The organism is Nonomuraea pusilla, from assembly GCF_900109355.1.
Taxonomy (GTDB): Bacteria; Actinomycetota; Actinomycetes; order Streptosporangiales; family Streptosporangiaceae; genus Nonomuraea; species Nonomuraea pusilla.
Window position 1 is genome coordinate 5,864 of sequence record NZ_FOBF01000040.1, and the last position, 19,839, is coordinate 25,702.

General features: G+C 66.7%; 20 protein-coding genes, 4 tRNA genes and 1 pseudogene. 14 read left to right on the forward strand and 11 right to left on the reverse strand.

All coding sequences use genetic code 11. The annotated features are described in order from the left end of the window. Nucleotides 1-374: hypothetical protein (locus BMX74_RS45280; RefSeq protein WP_218154255.1), on the forward strand; the 374-nt coding region annotated here is incomplete at its 5' end. 165 nt (nt 375-539) lie between these two features. After that, nucleotides 540-818 (forward strand): hypothetical protein, encoded by a 279-nt coding sequence (locus BMX74_RS41770; RefSeq protein ID WP_091105986.1) that lies wholly within the window; start codon nt 540-542, stop codon nt 816-818. A 347-nt stretch (nt 819-1,165) separates the two neighbouring features. Here the strand turns inward: BMX74_RS41770 and BMX74_RS41780 are convergent. The 4 genes from BMX74_RS41780 to BMX74_RS41795 form a co-directional block, all read right to left on the reverse strand. Beyond that, a tRNA-Phe gene (locus BMX74_RS41780) sits at nt 1,166-1,242 on the reverse strand. Nucleotides 1,243-1,247: 5 nt separating this feature from the next. Continuing rightward, nucleotides 1,248-1,322: transfer RNA gene (locus tag BMX74_RS41785), tRNA-Asp, on the reverse strand. A gap of 93 nt (nt 1,323-1,415) precedes the next feature. Further along, nucleotides 1,416-1,488: transfer RNA gene (locus tag BMX74_RS41790), tRNA-Glu, on the reverse strand. Continuing rightward, nucleotides 1,489-3,057, reverse strand: coding sequence for a metallophosphoesterase family protein (locus tag BMX74_RS41795; RefSeq protein WP_091105989.1), 1,569 nt, complete (start codon nt 3,055-3,057; stop codon nt 1,489-1,491). 33 nt (nt 3,058-3,090) lie between these two features. On the opposite strand from BMX74_RS41795, the gene BMX74_RS41800 reads away from it, so the two are divergent. Continuing rightward, a complete protein-coding gene (locus BMX74_RS41800; protein WP_176573577.1) occupies nt 3,091-3,441 on the forward strand; it encodes a metallopeptidase family protein in 351 nt (116 codons plus the stop codon). A gap of 131 nt (nt 3,442-3,572) precedes the next feature. Further along, nucleotides 3,573-4,850, forward strand: a complete 1,278-nt coding sequence (locus BMX74_RS41805) for an MFS transporter (protein ID WP_236715138.1) — start codon at nt 3,573-3,575, stop codon at nt 4,848-4,850. Nucleotides 4,851-4,864: 14 nt separating this feature from the next. On the opposite strand, the gene BMX74_RS41810 is transcribed toward BMX74_RS41805, so the two are convergent. After that, entirely contained in the window at nt 4,865-5,173 is a 309-nt protein-coding gene (locus BMX74_RS41810) for a PspC domain-containing protein (protein WP_055509371.1), read from the reverse strand. Between the two features lie 91 nt (nt 5,174-5,264). On the opposite strand from BMX74_RS41810, the gene BMX74_RS41815 reads away from it, so the two are divergent. Then, nucleotides 5,265-6,419: an acyl-CoA dehydrogenase family protein gene (locus BMX74_RS41815; RefSeq protein WP_091105990.1), complete on the forward strand. Its 1,155-nt coding sequence runs from the start codon at nt 5,265-5,267 to the stop codon at nt 6,417-6,419. 49 nt (nt 6,420-6,468) lie between these two features. After that, nucleotides 6,469-6,544, forward strand: a tRNA-Lys gene (locus BMX74_RS41820). Nucleotides 6,545-7,141: 597 nt separating this feature from the next. On the opposite strand, the gene BMX74_RS41825 is transcribed toward BMX74_RS41820, so the two are convergent. Both BMX74_RS41825 and BMX74_RS41830 read right to left on the reverse strand, forming a co-directional pair. Further along, the gene (locus BMX74_RS41825) at nt 7,142-7,858 is read right to left on the reverse strand and encodes a 5-formyltetrahydrofolate cyclo-ligase (RefSeq protein ID WP_091105992.1); all 717 of its coding nucleotides are present in this window, start codon (nt 7,856-7,858) and stop codon (nt 7,142-7,144) included. Between the two features lie 13 nt (nt 7,859-7,871). Further along, nucleotides 7,872-9,038 (reverse strand): helix-turn-helix domain-containing protein, encoded by a 1,167-nt coding sequence (locus BMX74_RS41830; protein WP_091105993.1) that lies wholly within the window; start codon nt 9,036-9,038, stop codon nt 7,872-7,874. Between the two features lie 372 nt (nt 9,039-9,410). Between BMX74_RS41830 and BMX74_RS41835 the strand changes: the two genes are divergently transcribed. The 3 genes from BMX74_RS41835 to BMX74_RS41845 all read left to right on the forward strand — a co-directional run bounded on the left by BMX74_RS41835 (nt 9,411) and on the right by BMX74_RS41845 (nt 11,805). Continuing rightward, entirely contained in the window at nt 9,411-9,749 is a 339-nt protein-coding gene (locus BMX74_RS41835) for a hypothetical protein (RefSeq protein WP_091105994.1), read from the forward strand. Nucleotides 9,750-10,244: 495 nt separating this feature from the next. Next, nucleotides 10,245-10,532: a hypothetical protein gene (locus BMX74_RS41840; RefSeq protein WP_143078968.1), complete on the forward strand. Its 288-nt coding sequence runs from the start codon at nt 10,245-10,247 to the stop codon at nt 10,530-10,532. A gap of 331 nt (nt 10,533-10,863) precedes the next feature. After that, nucleotides 10,864-11,805, forward strand: a complete 942-nt coding sequence (locus BMX74_RS41845) for a TauD/TfdA family dioxygenase (protein ID WP_091105997.1) — start codon at nt 10,864-10,866, stop codon at nt 11,803-11,805. A 138-nt stretch (nt 11,806-11,943) separates the two neighbouring features. Here BMX74_RS41845 and BMX74_RS41850 read toward each other — a convergent pair whose 3' ends face one another. Continuing rightward, nucleotides 11,944-12,717 (reverse strand): glycosyltransferase family 2 protein, encoded by a 774-nt coding sequence (locus tag BMX74_RS41850; protein ID WP_091105999.1) that lies wholly within the window; start codon nt 12,715-12,717, stop codon nt 11,944-11,946. A gap of 67 nt (nt 12,718-12,784) precedes the next feature. On the opposite strand from BMX74_RS41850, the gene BMX74_RS41855 reads away from it, so the two are divergent. The 3 genes from BMX74_RS41855 (at nt 12,785) to BMX74_RS41865 (ending at nt 16,598) form a co-directional block, all read left to right on the forward strand. Further along, nucleotides 12,785-14,038 carry a nucleotide sugar dehydrogenase gene (locus BMX74_RS41855; RefSeq protein WP_091106000.1) on the forward strand — a complete coding sequence of 418 codons (1,254 nt, stop codon included), beginning with the start codon at nt 12,785-12,787 and terminating at the stop codon, nt 14,036-14,038. Between the two features lie 54 nt (nt 14,039-14,092). After that, entirely contained in the window at nt 14,093-15,403 is a 1,311-nt protein-coding gene (locus BMX74_RS41860) for a hypothetical protein (RefSeq protein ID WP_091106002.1), read from the forward strand. Between the two features lie 73 nt (nt 15,404-15,476). Then, nucleotides 15,477-16,598 carry a glycosyltransferase family 4 protein gene (locus BMX74_RS41865; RefSeq protein WP_091106003.1) on the forward strand — a complete coding sequence of 374 codons (1,122 nt, stop codon included), beginning with the start codon at nt 15,477-15,479 and terminating at the stop codon, nt 16,596-16,598. On the opposite strand, the pseudogene BMX74_RS46235 reads toward BMX74_RS41865, so the two are convergent. The 3 genes and pseudogenes from BMX74_RS46235 to BMX74_RS41885 all read right to left on the reverse strand — a co-directional run bounded on the left by BMX74_RS46235 (nt 16,570) and on the right by BMX74_RS41885 (nt 18,434). After that, nucleotides 16,570-17,149 (reverse strand): annotated as a pseudogene (locus tag BMX74_RS46235) (DUF4158 domain-containing protein). The gene BMX74_RS41865 and the pseudogene BMX74_RS46235 overlap by 29 nt on opposite strands. 263 nt (nt 17,150-17,412) lie before the next feature. After that, on the reverse strand, nt 17,413-17,625 hold the full coding sequence (locus BMX74_RS41880) for a DUF397 domain-containing protein (RefSeq protein WP_091106007.1): 213 nt from the start codon (nt 17,623-17,625) through the stop codon (nt 17,413-17,415). Then, the gene (locus BMX74_RS41885) at nt 17,616-18,434 is read right to left on the reverse strand and encodes a helix-turn-helix domain-containing protein (RefSeq protein ID WP_091106008.1); all 819 of its coding nucleotides are present in this window, start codon (nt 18,432-18,434) and stop codon (nt 17,616-17,618) included. Before BMX74_RS41885 ends, BMX74_RS41880 begins: the two co-directional genes overlap by 10 nt. Before the next feature lie 591 nt (nt 18,435-19,025). Between BMX74_RS41885 and BMX74_RS41890 the strand changes: the two genes are divergently transcribed. After that, on the forward strand, nt 19,026-19,502 hold the full coding sequence (locus tag BMX74_RS41890) for an ATP-binding protein (RefSeq protein ID WP_143078969.1): 477 nt from the start codon (nt 19,026-19,028) through the stop codon (nt 19,500-19,502). 87 nt (nt 19,503-19,589) lie between these two features. Next, on the forward strand, nt 19,590-19,839 hold a 250-nt coding region (locus BMX74_RS41895; protein WP_143078970.1), incomplete at its 3' end, for a helix-turn-helix domain-containing protein.

Below are 19,839 nucleotides of genomic sequence, written 5' to 3' on the forward strand. Positions count from 1 at the left end.
GGGCGCTGACAGAGCTGGTGAGGGCGCTGGCCAACCTAGGCGAACACGACCGGGCTGAGACCGTAGCCCGCTCCATCACCGATCCCGGCTCTCAAGCGTGGGCGCTGACAGAGCTGGTGAGGGCGCTGGCCAACCTAGGCGAACACGACCGGGCTGAGGCCGTAGCCCGCTCCATCACCGACTCACTCTCTCAAGCCAAGGCTATTGCTTCGATCGTGAACCGCAACTACGCATCCCGAAGTCGCCAACTACTTGCATGGGGGCTGAGCAGGTTAAACCATGTTGATCTACTCGGCAGTATCGCAAGGATCGAACCGGCCGCAGTCCGCCGACTCGCGCAAGCCATGGGGCAAGCTGATCGCCAGCTACGATGAAGAACCTTCGAAGCCCAACAGACTCGGTGAAGGCGGACGGCGCGTGGGCGGTGGTGAGTGAAGGGCGAGAGGTCTGGGTGCAGCTTCTCTCGCGGCACTCGGGTCCCTGGTCGAACGGTGGTGCGGCCTGGGGTTCGCTCACCGGCGCCGGTTGGCGGTGGGGGCGTGAGCGAATTGGTGACCTTTCATGGGCTGCATCCGGCCTCTGCCCTCGCCGACTGCGAGGAGGTGGACTGGCGCGCCCCGCATCTCCGGACGGAGCGCAGCCGCGTCCTCGACCACACCTGCGAGTGCCTCTATGAGCTCTGCGCGGCCGGCGGGTTGTTCTTCGTGCGGCGTACCGACCGGAGCAACGCGACGGAGAGGGTGCAGGAGAGCGCGTGGGTGGTCATGCGTGAGGGCCACGATCTGTGGCGCGGCATCTTGAGTGGGCAGGCCAGCTAGGAGGGCGAGAGGAGTAGCGCGCGGCGTGTCGCACTCTGCGTGCACGTTGTCCTCGGAGTGGATGTCCTCGAGAAGACCGTTACGCCAAGCATCAAGCACCAAGCCAACCGCAGCAGCGCTGACGAGCGCTGGTTCCTCGTCAGGATCGACGCCGGCGGTCAGCTTCAGCATCTGTTCCAGGCTGGCCGTCAAGTTAGCCGGCGAGAACTCAACACCGTCATCGTTTCCCACTTGGCCTCCCATTAGTAGGGATAGCTGATCGTAGAACGATGAGCGGACGTTGCTGTCACTGGAGACCAAAAAGCCCCGAACGGTGATCCGTTCGGGGCGTCTTCGCAGCTAGATGCTGGTGGTCAGGGGCAGGGTCGAACTGCCGACCTTCCGCTTTTCAGGCGGACGCTCGTACCAACTGAGCTACCTGACCCAGAGCGGTCCTGACGGGACTTGAACCCGCGACCTCCACCTTGACAGGGTGGCGAGCACTCCAAACTGCTCTACAGGACCTTGCGTTTTTCTTTCTGTTTGCGCTCGCTTAGCTTACCAGCTCTTCGGTGGTCTTTTGACCGACCGTTTCGCGGGTGCGCCAGGCGCTCGCGGTGCCCCCAACGGGATTCGAACCCGTGCCGCCGCCTTGAAAGGGCGGTGTCCTAGGCCGCTAGACGATGGGGGCTCAGGATTCCCTGCCGCCTTCCGTCGGGGACCCCTGAAGCATAGGGGACGATTGCCCCTGATGCCAAAGTGGCGTTCCGCCGGACTGCTTCGGTGTGCCGTCGACCGGCCCCGTTGGCGACGGGGAGTTCGTCGGCTCTGGGGAAATCATACGTCCCGGGTCGGGTTCCACGTGACGCTGGATGTACACGGACTGCTCCCCCAGCCCGCCCAGGGTGATGTCGTCCCAGGCCTGCAGGCGCCTGGTCTGGCGGTCGAAGTACAGCACCGACGCCTGCACGGGCGTGGGCTGGGCGTGTTCCAGCGCGCGCAGCCCGGCCCCGCCGGTGGAGCCCTGGACGAGCAGGCGGGTCCCGGTGGGCAGCATGCTGGTGGAGCGCTGGTGGGTGTGCCCGGCGAGGATCATCGGGGTCGCCCCCGAGAAGCCGCGGGCGATGTCGGGGTCGTGGACGGCCACCAGGTCCGGCTTGTTCAGCCGCGGCAGGCGGGAGCGGGCGTACTGTTCGAGGCTCCCCGGGTCGGAGTCGACGGCCACGGACTTGTCGGGGGTGAAGCGCGGGTCGCCCAGCCCGTAGATGGTGAGGCCGGCGACGGTTCTGGTGGTGTCGTCCAGGACGATGGCGTTCTTCTGCTTCGCCACGGCCCGCTGGGTGGTCATGGAGTCGTGGTTGCCACGCACGTACACGTACGGGACGCCGAGCCTGCCGATCTCCTCCACGAACTTGTTCTCCGCCTTGCTGCCGTGGTCGGAGATGTCGCCGGTGTCGACGACGAGGTCCACGGCGAACTGGTCCTTCAGCGAGCGGATGACGTTCCACGCGATCGGGTTGATGTGGATGTCGGAGATGTGGAGGACGCGGATGGACTTGGGGTCGGCGTCGTACACGGGCAGGTTGGAGACGGTGTTGTAGAGCTTGGAGACGTTCGTCACGAGCTTGGTGAGCTGCGACCGGTACGACTCGAACTTGGTCACGATCGACTCGGCGCTGCCGACGAGGGACGGCGCGGCGGCGACCAGCCCGGAGTAGCGCGGCTCCACGAGCGAGCTGGGACGGAACGTGAGGGCCGCGAGCGCCCCGGTGCCCGCGAGTGCCACGGAGGCCGCCAGAAGCCCCAGGAGGCCCACACGGGGCCGTCTGAAGGCCAGCAGGACCGCGACCAGGGCCCCCGCCCCCGCGCACAGCAGGGAGCGGACGACGAGCGCGCGCACGCCGTCGAGGAGGTCGCGCTCGATGATCGCGGGCAGCCGGTCGGCCAGGCGCCCGTCCTCGATGAACGCCTTGGCGCGTTCCTGGTCGATGTTCTCCAGCGTGATGCGGAGGGTCAGCGGCGCGTCGTGCGTGCGGAACGTGAGCGTGCCGAGCGGGCTCGCGTCCACGACGGTCTCGCCGTGCCACGACGGCCGCAGCGACATCCCCGTCTCGACGGGGCCGACCTCGGCGCGGACGGTGCCACTGAGGAAGATGCCCATCCACGCGCCGACGGCGGCCACGAGGAGGACTCCGGCCGCCTTGACCGTCCTGGAAGTGATGAGGGACCGGGCGATGCCGGAAATGTGGGAGAACGTCATGCCGGCTCTCGTCTACCTGACCGTCGGGGCAGAATGGCAGATGTGATCGAGGTGTCGCGCGAGAAGTTCGAGGAGCTGGTGGCGGAGGCGCTGGACACCATCCCGCCCGAACTCACCCGCGCGATGAGTAACGTCGTGGTCACCGTCGTCGACGATCCGCCTGAGCCCCACCTGCTCGGCCTGTACACCGGTGTCCCCCTCACCGAACGCGGCGACTGGTACTCAGCGGTTCTGCCCGACCGCATCGAGATCTACCGCAATGCCATCTGTGAGATTTGCGATACGGAGGAGCAGGTGGTGGAGGAGGTGCGCATCACCGTCGTCCACGAGGTGGGCCACCACTTCGGCATCGACGACGCGCGGCTGCACGAGCTCGGGTGGTGAGCCGAGGGGCGACCGGCGGGTGACCCTTTGCTTTTGGTTGACATCTTTGGGTTGCGGCTTGCCTGGTGTTCGGGCACCTTAGGTGACATACCGAACACTCTCAGTCAGTGCAGCGGAGTCCAATGGGGGCTATGCGGACGCGGCGGCTGCCGGGGCGGCATCGCCGCGCCGAGACCCGCCAGGCCACATACGGCGAGGTCGTCGCCATCAGGGAGTTCCGGGCGCTCTGGTACGGCCAGGGGCTCTCCCTGCTGGGCGACCAGCTCGCCCAGGTGGCGCTCGCCGTGCTCGTGTTCGACCGCACCGGCTCGCCGCTGGCCACCGCCGCCGTCTACGCGCTGACCTACCTCCCGTCCATCCTGGGCGGGCCGCTGCTGGCCGGCCTCGCCGACCGGTTCGCGCGCAGGGGCGTCATGGTCGCCTGCGACCTGCTCAGGGCCGCGCTGGTCGCGCCCATGGCGATCCCCGGCATGCCGTTCCCTGTGCTGTGCGTGCTGGTGTTCGCCGTGGTGCTGCTCAGCGCGCCGTTCTCGGCCGCGCGGGCGGCGCTGCTGCCGGAGATCCTCGAAGGCGACCGCTACGTCGTCGGCTCCGCCCTGCAGAACATGACGAACCAGGCCGCCCAGATGCTGGGGTTCGCGGCGGGCGGCGCGGTGATCGCCGCGATGGGGCCGTACCGGGCGCTGGCGTTGGACGCGGCCACCTTCCTCGGCTCCGCGCTGATCCTCGTCTCGGGCGTGCGCCGCCGCCCCGCGACGGCCCCCGAGTCCGGTACGCGGCCGTCGATGTGGCGCATGACCAGGGCCGGAGCGGTGCTCGTCTTCGGCTCGAAGAAACTGCGCACGCTCGTGCTGTTCGCCTGGCTGTGCGGCTTCTACATCCTGCCCGAGGGCATCGCCGTCCCGTACGCCTCCCGGCTCCAGGCCGGCGACCTGCCCGTGCCCGTCATCACCGGGCTGCTCATGGCCGCCATGCCCGCGGGCACCGTCGTGGGGGCGTTCTTCTTCAGCAGGTTCGTGGCGCCGCCCACCCGGATGCGGGTGATGGGCTGGATGGCCATGCTGAGCTGCGCCCCGCTCGTCGTGACCGCGCTGCGGCCGCCGCTGGCCGTGGTGCTCGGCGCGTGGATCCTGTCGGGCATCGGGGGTGCCTACCAGCTCGCCGCGAACGCCGCCTTCGTCCAGGCGGTGCCCGCCGAGCGGCGCGGGCAGGCGTTCGGGCTGGTGCAGTCGGGGCTGATGGCGGCGCAGGGGGCGGGGATCCTCATCGGCGGGTTCGCGGCCGAGCGTCTCGGCCCCGAGCCCGTGGTGGCGCTCGCGGGGATCACAGGCACCGGCGCCGCCGGCGTGCTCGCCCTGATGTGGGCCGGCTCGCGGGCCTCCAACAGGCGGGCCAGGGCCGCCGCCTGACCGGCGGCACCGCGTCAGTGCTGCTGGGGAGGCTGCTGCGAGTGATACTCACCGCCGCCCCAGCCGTCGCGGTTGCGCTGCTGCTTGGCCACGAGGTCCTGGACGATCGAGCTGTCCTTGCCCTCCTCCGGCATGAGCAGCCAGCCGATCGCGTACACGCCGACGCCGGCGCCCCCGAACAGCGTGGCGATCGCGAGGGCGATCCGCACCAGGTTCGCGTCGATGCCGAGGTACTCCCCGACGCCCGAGCAGACACCCGCGATGATCCTGCCCTTGTGAGTCCTGCGGAGCTTCTTGACGTTGTACTCGCTGTATTCGCTCATGACTCAAGACTGCCCCTGCCCCCGGTGTTCGCACATCAGGATTCCCCCTGGTAGAACCCTGGTAGTCCCTTACGCGAGGAGAGGACCCGCCATGGACGACCTGCTGCGCCTGGACGACCAGCTCAACGGCGACCAGCGCCTCATCCGCGACACCGTCAAGTCCTTCGTGGCCGACCGGGTGCTGCCGAACGTGGGCGACTGGTTCGAGCAGGGCACCTTCCCCGCGCGCGAACTCGCGCCGGAGCTCGGCGCGCTCGGCCTGCTCGGCATGCACCTGCAGGGGTACGGATGCGCGGGCACCGACGCCGTCTCCTACGGCGTGGCCTGCCGCGAGCTGGAGGCCGGCGACTCCGGGCTGCGCTCGTTCGTGTCCGTCCAGGGGTCGCTGGCGATGTTCCCGATCTGGCGGTACGGCTCCGACGAGCAGAAGGACGAGTGGCTGCCGCGGATGTCCGCCGGCGAGGCCATCGGCTGCTTCGGCCTCACCGAGCCCGACCACGGCTCCGACCCCGGCTCCATGCGGACGTACGCCAAGCGCGACGGCTCCGACTGGATACTCAACGGCTCCAAGATGTGGATCACCAACGGGTCGGTCGCCGACGTGGCCGTCGTCTGGGCCCAGACCGACGAAGGCATCAGGGGCTTCGTCGTCCCCACCTCCACCCCCGGCTTCTCCGCCCCCGAGATCCACAAGAAGCTGTCGCTCAGGGCGTCCGTGACCTCGTCCCTGTACTTCGACGACGTGCGCCTGCCCGCCTCCGCCGCACTGCCCGGCGTCACCGGGCTCAAGGGCCCGCTGTCCTGCCTGTCGGAAGCCCGGTACGGCATCCTGTGGGGCGTCGTCGGCGCCGCCCGCGCCTGCCTGGAAGCCTCCGTCGAGTACGCCAAGACCCGCGTCCAGTTCGACAAGCCCATCGGCGCGTTCCAGCTCACCCAGGAGAAACTCGCCTGGATGTACGTCGGCGCCGCCCAGGCCGGCCTCACCGCGCTACACCTCGGCCGGCTCAAGGACGCCGGGCAGCTGGAGCCGCGGCAGATCAGTTTCGGCAAGCTCGCGAACGTACGGGCGGCCCTCGACATCGCCCGCCAGGCGCGCTCGATCCTGGGGGGAAACGGGATCACGCTGGAGTACCCTGTGATCAGGCACATGAACAACCTCGAATCGGTGCTCACCTACGAGGGCACCCAGGAGATCCATACACTGGTGCTCGGCGAGGCGCTGACGGGGCTGCCCGCGTACCGGTGACGGAGTCGTCGCCCGGACGGCGATAATCTCTGTACCCTTGCTGAGGGAAGGGGCGTTAGCTCAATTGGCAGAGCTGCGGACTTTTAATCCGTAGGTTCCGGGTTCGAGCCCCGGGCGCCCTACCACTCCACACCCCATCTGACCTGGGCTTTCTCGGTTCTCAACTGTCTCCTGCGAGGCGAAGACGGCCGAGTTCATGCTCGCCACATGCTCTTCGGCACGCATCCGGCACATCGACGACCGGAACGGCGTGCCGCTCCTCCTGGCAGGTAAAGCCAGACCTGCGAGCAGCCCAAGCGAAGAGCCGCACAGAAGGATTGGCGGGCCGAGCCTCGCCCGGCTTTATCACGGGCCTGTCAAGCACGGGCAAAGCCGCCTGCGATCGAGGTCGAGCGCCTTCACTGTTGCTACCGCTCCGCCCGCGCCGGGGAGCCGGAACAGGGCGTTCTCGCCACACCTGATCAACACGGCTCCTGCCGGGCAGAGCCCGGCGCGGCGGCTGGCCGCGTTGAGCATCGCCGGCGCAGCCACCACCAGCGTGGAAGGCTGAATCGCCTCCGGGGTAATCCGCGGCCGGTCCAGCGAGCCCGAACGGCGCGATGCCGGCCATCCGCGTCGTGGCCGCCTGGACGAGGTCGCGCATGTCTGCCTCTGCGACCTCGTCCGCGAAGCCGAGCCCCTGCATTGTCAGGTAGCCAGCAGGCACTGCGCAGGGCTCACCATCAGGGTGTGGGGCGTCGTGCCGCAAGAACCGGGATCTCAGCAATCTGATCCACTCGCAGGTCGTCCCACATGATGCCCTTCGGCCGACGGGACCTCGGGCACGAGATGAGTTCCTCGGGGGTGACGATGTAGTCGACCCGGAAATCGTGTTCGGCCTCGGGAATGTCTTCGTCGATCACTTGGAGTCGGTGGACGGGCGCCACGATCACGGTCTCGGGCGTTACAAGACCAGCCTCGATCAGGAGAGCCACCTCCAGATCGGAGTAGCCAGCGCCTTTGCCAATGCGCGCCCCGGACCGATTCACCGCGACGCTGCCGCACACCACCAGGTCGATGGGCCGCATCTGATCTACACCTACCCGAGGCGCAATTCTCCTGGCCCCTTCCTTCCCGGCCGCCTCGTCTGGAGGAACATCAAGCGAGGAAGGGTCGAGAAGGTAGAACGGCTGGAGGCTGGCCATCCTCGGTACGGCCATGTAGAGGACCTTGCCCTCTCGTAGAGCCTGTGCGCGGACGGGAAGCTGGGCGTGATCGGGATTCGCCTTCACTGTCTCCGCGTGCCGCCACCCTTCCAACTCGGCCAGGCGCTCGGCTGTCGCGTTTGCGCCGTTGAAGTCGGGGATCGTGCCGTAAACATCTGGCGGTACGACGCCCGCGTTCGCGAGACGACGCCATACCTTGTCGCGGACCGCTTGCTTAGCTTGATCTATGGTCACGCCCCACCTGTCTCTACGCGGTCGACATCAGGGCGAAGAGGCGGTCATGGATTTCCTGAACCCAGGTCTCCCCTCGCCACTGCCGCAGCTCTCTACCGGCTGCGAACGCCAGGTTAAGACCGCCGCCGCCGCGTGTCAGCTCTACCGTGTCGATGGTCCGGTGTACGGCGTCTGCGGCTTCGTCGAGCTTGCGCTGGCGAATCAGGGCGAGGCTGAGGTTGCCAAGGGCGATGGCCTGGCTCTTGCGCTTCGATTCCAGCTCGGCGATGGTGGCACGCAAGATCGGCTCCGCCTTGCCGGGGAGACCAAGGAACAGATAGCAGGAGCCGGCTAGCCGGTTGAACTCGTTGACCGTGTAGTACTCCGCAGCGAGGTCCTCGGCGTTGACCCTGTCGAACTGAGTCTCGGCTTTCCTCAGAGCCTCTTCGCATGCCTTGAGTTCGCCTTTCATGGCGTGCCCCTCAGCGACATGAAGCAGGGACAGGCCCGTAAGCGACGGGCTGGCAAGCCCGGCAACCTCTGCTGCTTGCTGAGCCAGCGCTACCCCTTCGGCTGGGTCATTGGCGCCATATAGGGCGAGGTAACTCTTGCGCAGCACGGCGTACGCCTCCGCGAACGGATCTCGGACATGTCGCGCCGCGCTCACCGCATCGTCAAAGTAGGACTGTGGGGCCCGATGGTCATGCCTGGAGCTCGCATCCCAGATCAGTTGCCCCATGAACGTCGCCGAGGCGGCTTCCACTTCGCAGAGCGCGCGCCGTACACGGGCGCTGCTCGTCTTCTCGCGAAGGTACTTCACCTGGCCATGGACCTGGCCAGCCGGGCCTAAGAGAGTTGCTGACGGTGACTGGTTGTAGGAGTTGTCCAGTTCGCGCAGCCGTTCATGCAAATAGGCCACCGTCACCAAATCGGCCGCAGTGGGATTATCGAGCACATAAGTCATATGCTCGCTCGGTCTTTTCGCGGTGGTCGCCACATCATCAAGCAGGGTTTGGAGCTCGACCTCTGGCACCCCAAGCGCCCGGCATAGCCTGGGACGCAAGAATGGTTGCGGTTCGGTCTCCGCTCGTTCCCATCTGTTGACAGTTGACCGTTCAACCCCAAGGTGCGTTGCGAGGCTCTCCTGCGTGAACCCAGCGGCCTTTCGACGCTGGGCGAACCGCAGGCGCTTGGCCGCCATGACACATACCTCCAGGTACCAGCCCGTGCGCCAACCATAACTCTTGCTCGCTAACCCCGCAGGTCAGAAGCGCCTATGCAACATTGGTGCCTCATTTCTGCCTCATTTCCGCTGTTGGACTCTCCCACGCCAAGCGATTACCTGGCTAGGCACGGTGTTGCTGCTCGTCGCCGATTCGCACGATCTGGGCAGCCTTCACAGATCGATTCCCGAAAAGCGGAAACCCGCCAGCTGAATGCCATCACGCCGACGGGTTTCCTTGATCGCACATCGGAGGTGCGACCCAATGGACGACTGTAGAGCCACCTCACCACCGAGACCACCGCTTCTCAAGTGCGGCACTCAAGCGCTGGCATGGCGGGAGATCCGCCCGTGAGCGCAAAAGCCCGCAGAGAACGCATCAGGATGACCGACGACGCCAGCGGCAGGCTGAGCGACGAGAAAGCCCGCCTCCTGGCCACGCAGTTGCAGGAGTCATGGGACTGCCGCTGGCAGGTGATGTGGGAGCCCTGGGGCCGCAAGTTCCGGGCCTTCCCGGCGTACGACATGGACGTTCACACCCCGGTCGAGGGCGCCACTCTCCGCGAGCTGTGGCGTGCCGTCCTCGACGTCGACCAGGAGTTGCTGTTCGCCATGGCCGAAGCCATCCCGGCGCACCCGCCCACGGTCATCCACATACCCCCCGGCATCCTCCAAGAGGTGTTCGGGTGAGCGAGCGAGACATGGCCAGGCAGGCGGCCGCCCGCTGTGGGCGGACAGCTAGGTCATGTCCCGGCGCGCCCGGGCAGGCGGATCCCACGCTCACCGGATCGCGTACTGCGGCGCGGGCAAGCCAATCAACGATCACACTCAGGATGCCCGCGCCGTCCGTCCCCTCGCCGTCCACGTCAGAGATCGACGCTGCCGTGGATAGCGAGGTCCATTTCTCCCGGCCGCCGCCACGCGGCGCCCCTGGTTCGTTAGCTGCCTACCTGGGGCGGCCGGGAGACCGTGGGGAAGGCGGACTCGGGGCGCAGCCGCTCCGTCTTCCCCACAGCCATCAGCCGAGCCTTCCTCGGCTGCGGGCCGCGAACCCGCCTACCCCGGCCCGCAGCACCCCTCGCCCCGGGAGATCCGGCCGGGGCGACGCATGGCCGCGGGACGACGCATCCACCGCCGCCGCCCCACGGCGCTGCCCACCGATCCTCACTACTACAGCCCAACACGGTGATCACCATGAACCCGACAACCGTCGCCCACTTGCGGCTTTCCGATCTTCGCCGAACCAACCCGGCCTACGAGATCGTTCGCGGCAAGGATGAATTCGGCCAGGAGTGCTGGCAGGCAACGCTGTGCGTGGAGATCACCCAGCCCATGAAGGAGGCTGGCCTCGTGGAGGTCGTGCGGCGACCGGACTACCTCTCTTTCCTCTCCGCGCTCCACCGCCAGACGCCGATCCTTCACTCCTTCCGCGGCACCCACCTGAGCCCCCAGCCGCGCACATACGCGATGTGAGAGGAACCCGGATGGACCTCATGATCCTCGTCTATGCCGACCCGTGGAGTCCTGACCTCCCTGACGATGCAGCCCTCCGCCGTTGGTGCCTCCGAGCGTTCGCCCTCGCGCGCCGAGCCGCGCAACGAGTGATCGGCCGCCACGACCCACGTCAGCGGCCACACAACCAGCGTGGCCCCCGCTGCCGGCCCGGCGCCGCTCGCCCGGTCACCTCCTGGCGGTTGAGGTCGGCGAGGGCGGCCCACAGCACCACCGACACCATCCGACCCAACTGAAGGAAGGGGAAGTGCACCAGCACCACGCACTGTCCCGTCAACCCAAGGAGTGAAGCATGATTCTGATTCAGCCCGACTCCAGGCCGCCGGCCTTCATCAACTTGTCGAAGGAGCTCGAAGCCGCTCTGATCGAGATCGGAGGTGCGCTCCCCGCTTGGGACATGGCTGGTTCCTTCCTAACGGATGCCACGCTCAAGCGGTACCAGGCGCTGATGGAGTCCGTGCCGCTGGTCAAGGAGACCGCGGCGACGCTGCGCCACGCGCTGACCGGAAAGGGCGGCGGATACGCCGTGCTGCGCCTAGGAAACCTCGCCAAGGCGCTGGGGACCGACGACGACCGGTTCCTGCGGCTGGCGACGGCCTTCGCGGCCGAGGCGGCCGTCCCCTTCTCACCCTTCCCACGGTGGCCCCTCTGGAAGGACATCGGGGTCAAGATCGAAAAGGACCCCGGCAAGTCCAGCGGCATCGGGTACAACGCGTTCCACATGGACCTGGTGAACGCGACCCGGCCCCCGGACTACACCACGCTCCTGTGCGTCCGCCCCGACCCGCTCGGCGGCGGCCCCAGCATCCTTTCCGACCCCCACGCGGCGGTGGCGCGGCTGTCGGAGAACAGCCGCGCCCTGCTGGCCGAGTCGGCCTACCACTACGGGACCTTCTTCGACCTGCACGGCGTTGGCGAGGAGTACAAGCCGTTTCCGATCCTGGACGGCTCCGACTCGGGCGAGGGGTTCGTCCGGTTCACCGCCAAGATGCTGGAGAGGTCCGAGCTCGGCCAGGCGCACGCCGACGCCGCCAAGGAGCTCGCCGAGGAGCTCGTCCGGGGGCAGGTCTCCTTCATGCTCCAGTCCGGGGACTACCTCATCGTGAACCAGCGCCGCTTCCTGCACGGTCGGGAGGCGCTCCACAGCGGTCAGGAGAGCGTCCCGGTCGCCGACCGACGACTGCTCCTCCAGATGTTCCTGCGCGCGCCGGCCGGAGTCGGCTCGGCCGCGTAGCCGGCCGAAGGCACTCTGGTGACCCGTCGAGTCCCGCTCCCGGGCCCAGCCCCCGAGCACGCGGCACGCCCGCGGGGCGGGGCCCGGTTGGGCATCCCCGGAAACGGTCGCGCGGGCGTGTCGGGCCCGGGGGCGGACCTAGATGCGGGAGTTGCGCAGCGACTGCCACACGGCGCCAGCCAGCGCCTGCGTGGCCCGCAGGACCGACAGATGCTCGTGCTCGCGGTACACGGCCCAGTTGTACTGCACGAGCGACAGCTTGTTGGAGGAGAGCGATCCCGCCTGGTGGGCCCGATACACCGCAAGCGGCTCAGCCAGACCCCGGGCGACAGCACCGTCCCGCATGATCGACAGCCACAGCGCGTAGTCCTGACGCTTGCGCATCTCCGGCATCAGCCTCGTGCCCAGGACGTTGCGGTCGTACATGGCCGTCAACGCGCCGATGTAGTCCCGGCGCAGCATCGCGGGGTAGTCCACGTGCTCCCGCGCACGGACCACCCGTCCGTTCGGGACCCAGTCGGTGCTCTCGCCGGCGTAGTCGGCGTCCATCTTGAAGTAGCTGGTGAACGTCAGCGGCGCATCGCCCTCGGCGGCGAAGGCGAGCTGCTTCTCCAGCTTCGTCGGAAGCCACATGTCGTCGGAGTCGAGGAAAGCCACGTAGTCCCCGCGGGCCCGCTCGATCGCGAGGTTGCGGGCCCGTGCCGCGCCTCCCCGCTCGGGCGCCAGCTGCGGCAGAACGCGCTCGTCCTGGGCTGCGAACTCGCGCAGCAGATCCATCGAGCCGTCAGAGGACTGGTCGTCCGTGACCAGCAGCTCCACGTCGCTGTGCGTCTGCGTAAGCACCGATCGGACTGCCGCGCCGAGAGTGGCCGCCGAGTTGTACACGGGCATCACGACCGACACCAGAGGCACAGCACATCTCCTTGGCCAGACCAGGAACGACGGTCCATTCAAGCACCGCAACCGAGTAGGAGCTGACATGCAGATAATCGTTGCTGGTCAGGGCTACGTAGGGCTTCCGCTGGCCGTACGCGCCGCAGAGGTGGGGCATCGCGTGATCGGCTACGACGTGGACCTGCACCGTATCAAGCAGCTCATCGCCGGTGAGTCGTACGTGGAGGATGTGACCTCCTCGCGGCTCCGCGCGGTGCGGAACTCCGGGGCCTACTCCGCGACCGCCGACGTTGCCGCGCTGGCCGGCTTCGACATCGCGGTGATCACCGTGCCGACCCCGCTGCGGGACGGCGTGCCCGACCTGACCTACATCGAGTCCTGCGCCCGGACGCTGGGCGGACACCTTCGCCCCGGCGCGGCCGTGGTCCTGGAGTCCACCAGCTACCCGGGTACCACGCGGGAGCTGCTGGTGCCGATCCTGGAGGAGGCATCGGGCCTGTGGGCTGGGGACTTCCTGGCCGGGTTCAGCCCCGAGCGGATCACCCCCGGCAGCAAGCGGTTCTCGTTCGAGGAGACGCCCAAGCTGGTGTCCGGGATCGACGCGAAGTCCCTCGACGCCATCAAGGGTTTCTACGACACCGTGTTCGACATCACGGTGCCGGTCTCCAGTCCCGAGGTCGCCGAGATGGCCAAGCTGCTGGAGAACACGTTCCGGCTGGTAAACATCTCTATGATCAACGAGCTGGCAATGCTCGCCCGTTCTCTCGGCGTGAACATCTGGGAGGCGATCGACGCCGCCGCAACCAAGCCCTTCGGCTTCACGCGGTTCACCCCGGGGCCAGGAGTCGGCGGGCACTGCCTTCCCGTTGACCCGTTGTTCCTGTCCTGGAAGGTCCAGCAGGAGCTCGGCGTCCCTTTCCGGTTCGTGGAACTCGCCAACGACGTGAACCGCCACATGCCCGACTACGTCGTCTGTCGTCTCGTGGAAGCACTCGACAAGCGCAACATCCCCGTCAACGGCTCCCGGATCCTGCTGCTCGGCCTGACCTACAAGATCAATGCCACCGACCTCCGTGAGTCGCCCTCGGCACGTGTCGCCGAGCTTCTGATCAGCCTCGGCGCAGAGGTCCGCGGCGCCGACCCCAACGTTCCGGAAGGCGACGACACCAGGCTGAACGTGCCCTTGGTAGAAGCGAGCGCGGAGGAGATCGCGGCTTCTGACGCCGTAATGCTCCTCATGGATCACGCACGATTCGACCTCGCGATGATCGAGAAGAACGCGCCCTATGTTCTCGACTGCCGAAACCGCCTGTCCGGACCGAACGTCGAGGTTCTTTAACTTCTCGAAAGTCTCCCCCTGCCCAGCTTCCGACCGTCCATCTCGGGAGTTCTCATGCGCGACGAATGGGAACACGCGCACACGGACTACACCATGCCCGTGCAGCGTCGGACTCCTGCCTCGCTGGCCGAAAGTGAGAGCGACTGGCGCCACTACCTGGAACGCTCAACTCCCAACGGCTGGCTGATACGGAACAACGCCATGACCGAAGCGCTCCTCAGCGGGCAACGGATGTACCTGCTGCACACCACCAGGGACATCAACGCCATCCGCACCAGCCGGCAGTTGCACGTCTCCACCGGCTGCCTGGTCGGAGCCCTGTACTGCTCGCCCCTCACCAGTCAACGCGAGGGACTGCGCCCTCACAACCTCGGCGCCTACCTGATGCAGACCAAGCCCTCCACCAAGCCCCTGGTGTTCGAGGTCGTCCCGGACGGCCCCATCCGGCCCAAGGGCGTCGACTACCTGCATCTCGGCGCCATCCACCTGCGTATCTACCTGCGCTATCAGAGCTTTCTCGCCCCGGCTGAGAACGACCAGCTCGACCGCACCGTGCTGGCCGGGCTGCGGGCCGCCGCCCCGTTCCTCGACGTCGCCCTGCGCAACGCCGCCGGCCATGCCACTCCGACACCCGAGTTCATCGACCAACTGTCCGCCGCCGTGGCCCACGTGCCGTTCCTCGGCTACCTGTACTTCGAGGTTCTGTCCGAGTACCTGATGCTCCACTCCGTTACTCCGGAGACCAAGACCTATGCCCAGGCGGGAGAGCTGAACAATTGGCTCTACAAGCGACTCGCCTTCGCCGCGGTGGACGGCATGGACCAGTTGTTCGACCTGGCCCGCTTCAGACCGCGCCATGACCGGCTCGTCCAGCTCATCGAAGGCATAGAGCCGGATCTCAGCCCGGCCGCCGCCGAGTACGTACGGCGACGGCTGTCCCACCTGTTCGCCCGGACTGCCTTGCACCCGTCCCAGGACGCGGCGTCGGTTACCTTCCAGGGCGCCGACCTCAGTGCGATCCAGGAAGCCGCGCCCGGGCTCCTCGGTCAGATGATCTTCCGCGAGATCCGGTACATGTCCCGGTATCGGCAGCTGTACCACTGCTTCGAGAAGGCAAAGGCTCTTGAGGCGTGGGACTACTGGAACAAGGAGGGGATACCTACCCCCTTCAATGGAATTCTCCCCAAGGGGGAGATCGGAATTCACCCCGTCTACCCCCGGGCGTCAGTCAGAGCGTGGACGGCAGAACGGGACGAAAAGGGCTATCTACATCCGGTCGAGGAGATCCAGGCTGCCTTCACGCCGCACCTAGCGTCATGGTGGGCGCCTCCCCGCCAGCGCGAGATGCAGAACGCCACTGAATGATCTACGAGCCGAGTCAGCCCCATGCGCCCGATGTCTGATTCCTCCAACAGCTATACATGGATGGAGTTTCTGCATGACCGCCAAGCTCCTGACCATCCTGACTGGCATAAACCGCACCGCCGCGCCTTCGTCCGGGAGCACGATCCTCGTCCACGATCTCTACGGCGAGATGCCTGAAATCCGCACGATCTTCCTGGGTAGGGCGCCGGTCGATCAGGCGTGGAAGGCTGCGTTTGATCAGCTGGTCACCCTCTCCACGACGAAACGCCCCCACGGCCCGGACTTCGACCCCTACGTTGATGAGTTGACCCGCGAGGTCGGTGCGCTCATCAAGAAGACTCAGCCGAATGCCATTCACGCCCAGCACCTTGGGTTCGCTCTCAGCCTGGCCTTCACCCGAGCCGCCGGCAACGTCCCGATCATCGCCATCGCCCGCGGCCCCGACGTGATGGCGGCCGAGCGCAGCGCATGGGAGTGCGAGCTTCTGCGTGAAGTTGCTGCCGCAAGCGCCGCGATCGTCGCCCCGACCTCCGCCCTTGCCGACCGAATCGACCGTCTCACCGGACGCCGATTCACCGATCGGCTCACCGTCATCCCGTGGGGTATTCCGTTGTGCGGTACCCGGGTAAGCGATCAACCGCCTATCGGAACCGGGCCGCTATCGGTGGTGCACGCCGGTCGTCTGGATGCCAATAAGTCCACGATCACCGCCATCGAGGCCATCGCGGTGTCCGGTCAGCCGCACCGGCTGACCATCATCGGCATGGGCACCGAGGAGGACGCGCTTCGCGAGCGGGCCTGCTCCCTCGGCATCCAGGACCGGGTGGCGTTTGCGCCGTTCCTGCCCCGCCAGGAACTGTGGCAGCGCCTACCCGAGTTTGATGCCTTTGTTTTCACGACCTCCGGCTCGGAGGCGTTCGGCCTGGTGGCCGTCGAGGCGCAGGCCCACGGCCTCCCCGTCGTCTACTCCAAGGTTGCGGGGATGGCGGAGACCCTGGGCCAAGCCGGTATCCCGTACACGGCAGGTGACCCGGCGAGCCTGGCGTCCGCGCTCGATCAGCTGGCCCGCGACGTGCACTGGCGCAAGGCCCTGATTCGCGCCGGGCTGGTCAACTCCCGCCGGTACGACATCACCCACACCGCCAGGCGGGTGGCCGACCTGACCATCAAGGTCGCCTCCGCCGCCCCCGGCTGACCCACCCCATTGAGGAACACACAGCAGGTGCGCCACCTTCTCCTAGGTAAGCGCGGTGGTGCTGGTCCGGGCGGTGCCCCCCATCTTGGCCAGCATCGTCACGCCCGCCCGGATCGTCTTGGCTGCCATCAGATATTCGGTGGCCGAGCGAGTCGTGTTCCATGGCCCGGTCCTGCAGGAACTGCTCCAGTTCCTTCATCGCCGTGCTCCCGGCCGGAGCGCTCTTCCAGCCCAGATAGTCGGCCACCAACCGCAGATGATCGCAGCGTGTCTGCTCGCGCTGACCGTACTCGGCGAGAACGGCCGGATCTACCCCCGCGCTCGGCCAACCGGGCCACGGCCACCGGCGGAGCCGAGCCCACCTCATCCGGCACGAACCCCAAGCAGGGCAACGTGGCGAGCTGGACGGCAAGGCCTAATCGGTCAGTCGGGCCACGGCCGGGGTCAATGAAGGCGACGTCGGCGGGGGTCAGGGTGAAGTACCGGATCAGATCGTCCCGGCCGATATCAGGGTACGACCGCAACCGCTCCAGCTGGTCTTCGGAGAACATCCGGGTCGACGTCGAACCGCCCCCACACCGCCACCGGTCAGGACCGTACGAACGGTATCGGAAGTGATCAACAAACGGAACAGGCCCGCATAAGTGCAGGTCAGGCAAATCCGTTGGACATTCCCCTGGACTACAGCGAGGCCATGTAGGCGCAAGCGCAGGCCGATGCGCCGATAATCGTGCTCGAACTCAACCGGGACTGGTGCAGCACGAGGGGGCCCGGGAACATCCCAGGCCCCCTCACTTCTGTCGTGGGCAGGGGATCAGAAGTCGAACTCGCCCTTCTTGGCACCGTCGATGAACGCGGCCCATACTTCGGGTCGAACAACCAAGGCGGCCTGGTCAGGCGCTTCGGTGTCGCGGATGCCGACACGACCGCCAGACAATGGTGCGACTTCGAGGCAGTCTCCGCCGTTACCGGTCGAGCGTGTCGCCTTGCGCCAGGCCGCCGTCTCCAGCTCGGCCGTCAGGTCCATTTCTCCACCATCTTCCTGATGAACTCGACCGACGCCCTCTGGGGGAGAGCATCCGCCCGGATGGCGTCCAATTTCATGGTAACCATCTCAACCACCTCGGCATGGCTCGTGACGAGCGGTTCCGCGGCGGTCTCCAGATACACCGTGCGACGGGTGCCATTGGGAGCTTTCGCGATGACGATACCTCCGCTCAAGCCGGGGTTGGCGCCCAGCGGGCAGATCTGCACGGTGATGTGTGGGACGCGCGTAGCCTCCAGCAGACGCTCCAACTGCTCGCGCATAACTCCGGGCCCGCCGATGGGCCGGCTGAGTACCCCTTCGTCCAGCACCACCAGGTAGCGCGGCGGATGGGTGCGCGTAAGGACCTTCTGTCTGGCCAGACGGGCGGCTACGAGCGCGTCGATACGTTCCGTGTCGTAACCGTTCTCGCTTTCCAGTAGGGCTCGGGCGTAGTCGGCCGTCTGCAGCAGCCCGGGAACCACCAGCGGCTGCCAGGTGCGCAGGGACTGGGCTTGTTCCTCTTCCTGGAGCCAGGGGGCGAACCAGGTGGGGGCAGTGTCCCGGTGGCGCGACAGCGAGGACCATAGGTCACGCAAGCCAGGTCCGAGTGCCTTCTCGACCTCGGTGAGGAATTGTTCGGTGGGTGGGCGTTTGCCGACCTCGACCGCGCCGATCTGGCTGGATGAGTACCCGGCGCGGCGTCCGAGTTCGGCCTGGGTGAGCCGCGCCTCCTCGCGCATGCGCCGCAGCTCAGCGCCGAATGCCGCTGTCCTGCTTTCGTTCGGATCGAGTTGGCGTGCCGCGGGCATGTTCTACCTCCGCATGATTGGTCCACATCGGCCACGCATCCCACACTCAAGAATGCGACAACCTGTCGGATGAATGGCGGCGAAGACTGCGCCACAACTTACCGCCAAGACACCAAGCTATGGAGAGAACACAGGGAGTCAAGAGGTGCACAACTCTTCATCCCGCAAGCGATCTCGTAAATGGCGTGGCACTCCCGGCCACAAAGAGAACAAAAGCGACAAGGAGGCGTTTCGCGTGAATTCACATTCGTATGGTGATTCGGTGCGTATCGGCCTGAGCTTGCGTCGGACGCGGCACGCCGTCATCCAGACCGAGGAGATCCACGCCAGCACCAACCCGAGAGTCTTGGAGCAGGTCACCGAGGCTGGCAAGGCTCGTGAAACAATCCAGAAACCGGACAGGATGCGGCTGACGGAAACTGGCCTGGGACCCCCTGTGCAACCGTGCCGACTCAATGTCAACAGCCGGGCCTGCTTCCCGGAGATGCTTGGAAGCCGACGATCACCGCAGCGTTTGTCTTCACCTCATATGGACGCAGATGGCGCCAATGGAGGTCGGGACGTAGCGAGGCGAGTCCAGTGATCTATCCCATGGCTCCCATCGCCCACTTCGAAGAACTCGGTGTCACCCAGCTAGCCTGCAACGATCAAGCGCCATACCTGGCCCGTCAGACGGTGACAGCATGGCTGGGAACCGCACATGCAGCTCACGAGATCGTGACGCTGGCGACCTCAGAACTGGTCACCAACGCCGTGAAATACGCCGACACCACCGACACCGATGACAACTGTGGCTCGATCACACTCAAGTTGTCTCAAGACGAGGCCGTCCTCCGGCTGGCGGTGACCGATCCCGGCTCACGCTGCTCCGCACCTGCCCGCATCCCGATGCAAGAGCCGAACCTGCACTCCGAGCACGGGCGCGGGCTGGCGATCGTGGACAACCTGTCGCGTGGGCGGTGGGGAAGCTACCGGATGCCCGGAGGTGGATACCGCTGCGTGTGGTGCCACCTCGACCGCGAGCCCACCCCGGCGCAGATAGAGGAACTCTTCCAGGCCCCGATCTAGTGGCCCGTCACCGAATCTCGGACGGGTAATTGATCTCCGGCGGTGAACCCGTCAGGCTGGCTGCCTCTTCGACATTGGGAGGTGGTCGTGGCTCGCCGACCGGAAGTGTTCGTCCGGCCATTAACGATGGAGGAAGGCCGCAAGCTGCAGCGGATCACACGGAGCGCGAAGGATCCGGTCAAGCTGCGGCGGGCGATCGTGGTGATGATGTCCGGCCAGGGCCAAAGCGTCCCGGACATCACCTCGTTGATGCAGGTCAGCGACGACTACGTGCGCGATGTCATCCACGCCTTCAACGAGAAGGGGTTCGACGCTCTGGACCCAAAATGGAACGGGG

Excerpts from the sequence above, each read along its gene's own strand:
- BMX74_RS41795 (WP_091105989.1), bottom strand. The coding sequence starts at position 3,057 with ATGACGTTCTCCCACATTTCCGGCATCGCCCGGTCCCTCATCACTTCC.
- BMX74_RS41800 (WP_176573577.1), top strand. The coding sequence starts at position 3,091 with ATGGCAGATGTGATCGAGGTGTCGCGCGAGAAGTTCGAGGAGCTGGTG.
- BMX74_RS41805 (WP_236715138.1), top strand. The coding sequence starts at position 3,573 with ATGCGGACGCGGCGGCTGCCGGGGCGGCATCGCCGCGCCGAGACCCGC.
- BMX74_RS41810 (WP_055509371.1), bottom strand. The coding sequence starts at position 5,173 with ATGAGCGAATACAGCGAGTACAACGTCAAGAAGCTCCGCAGGACTCAC.
- BMX74_RS41815 (WP_091105990.1), top strand. The coding sequence starts at position 5,265 with ATGGACGACCTGCTGCGCCTGGACGACCAGCTCAACGGCGACCAGCGC.
- BMX74_RS41830 (WP_091105993.1), bottom strand. The coding sequence starts at position 9,038 with ATGGCGGCCAAGCGCCTGCGGTTCGCCCAGCGTCGAAAGGCCGCTGGG.
- BMX74_RS41845 (WP_091105997.1), top strand. The coding sequence starts at position 10,864 with ATGATTCTGATTCAGCCCGACTCCAGGCCGCCGGCCTTCATCAACTTG.
- BMX74_RS41855 (WP_091106000.1), top strand. The coding sequence starts at position 12,785 with ATGCAGATAATCGTTGCTGGTCAGGGCTACGTAGGGCTTCCGCTGGCC.
- BMX74_RS41860 (WP_091106002.1), top strand. The coding sequence starts at position 14,093 with ATGCGCGACGAATGGGAACACGCGCACACGGACTACACCATGCCCGTG.
- BMX74_RS41865 (WP_091106003.1), top strand. The coding sequence starts at position 15,477 with ATGACCGCCAAGCTCCTGACCATCCTGACTGGCATAAACCGCACCGCC.
- BMX74_RS41880 (WP_091106007.1), bottom strand. The coding sequence starts at position 17,625 with ATGGACCTGACGGCCGAGCTGGAGACGGCGGCCTGGCGCAAGGCGACA.
- BMX74_RS41885 (WP_091106008.1), bottom strand. The coding sequence starts at position 18,434 with ATGCCCGCGGCACGCCAACTCGATCCGAACGAAAGCAGGACAGCGGCA.
- BMX74_RS41890 (WP_143078969.1), top strand. The coding sequence starts at position 19,026 with ATGGCTCCCATCGCCCACTTCGAAGAACTCGGTGTCACCCAGCTAGCC.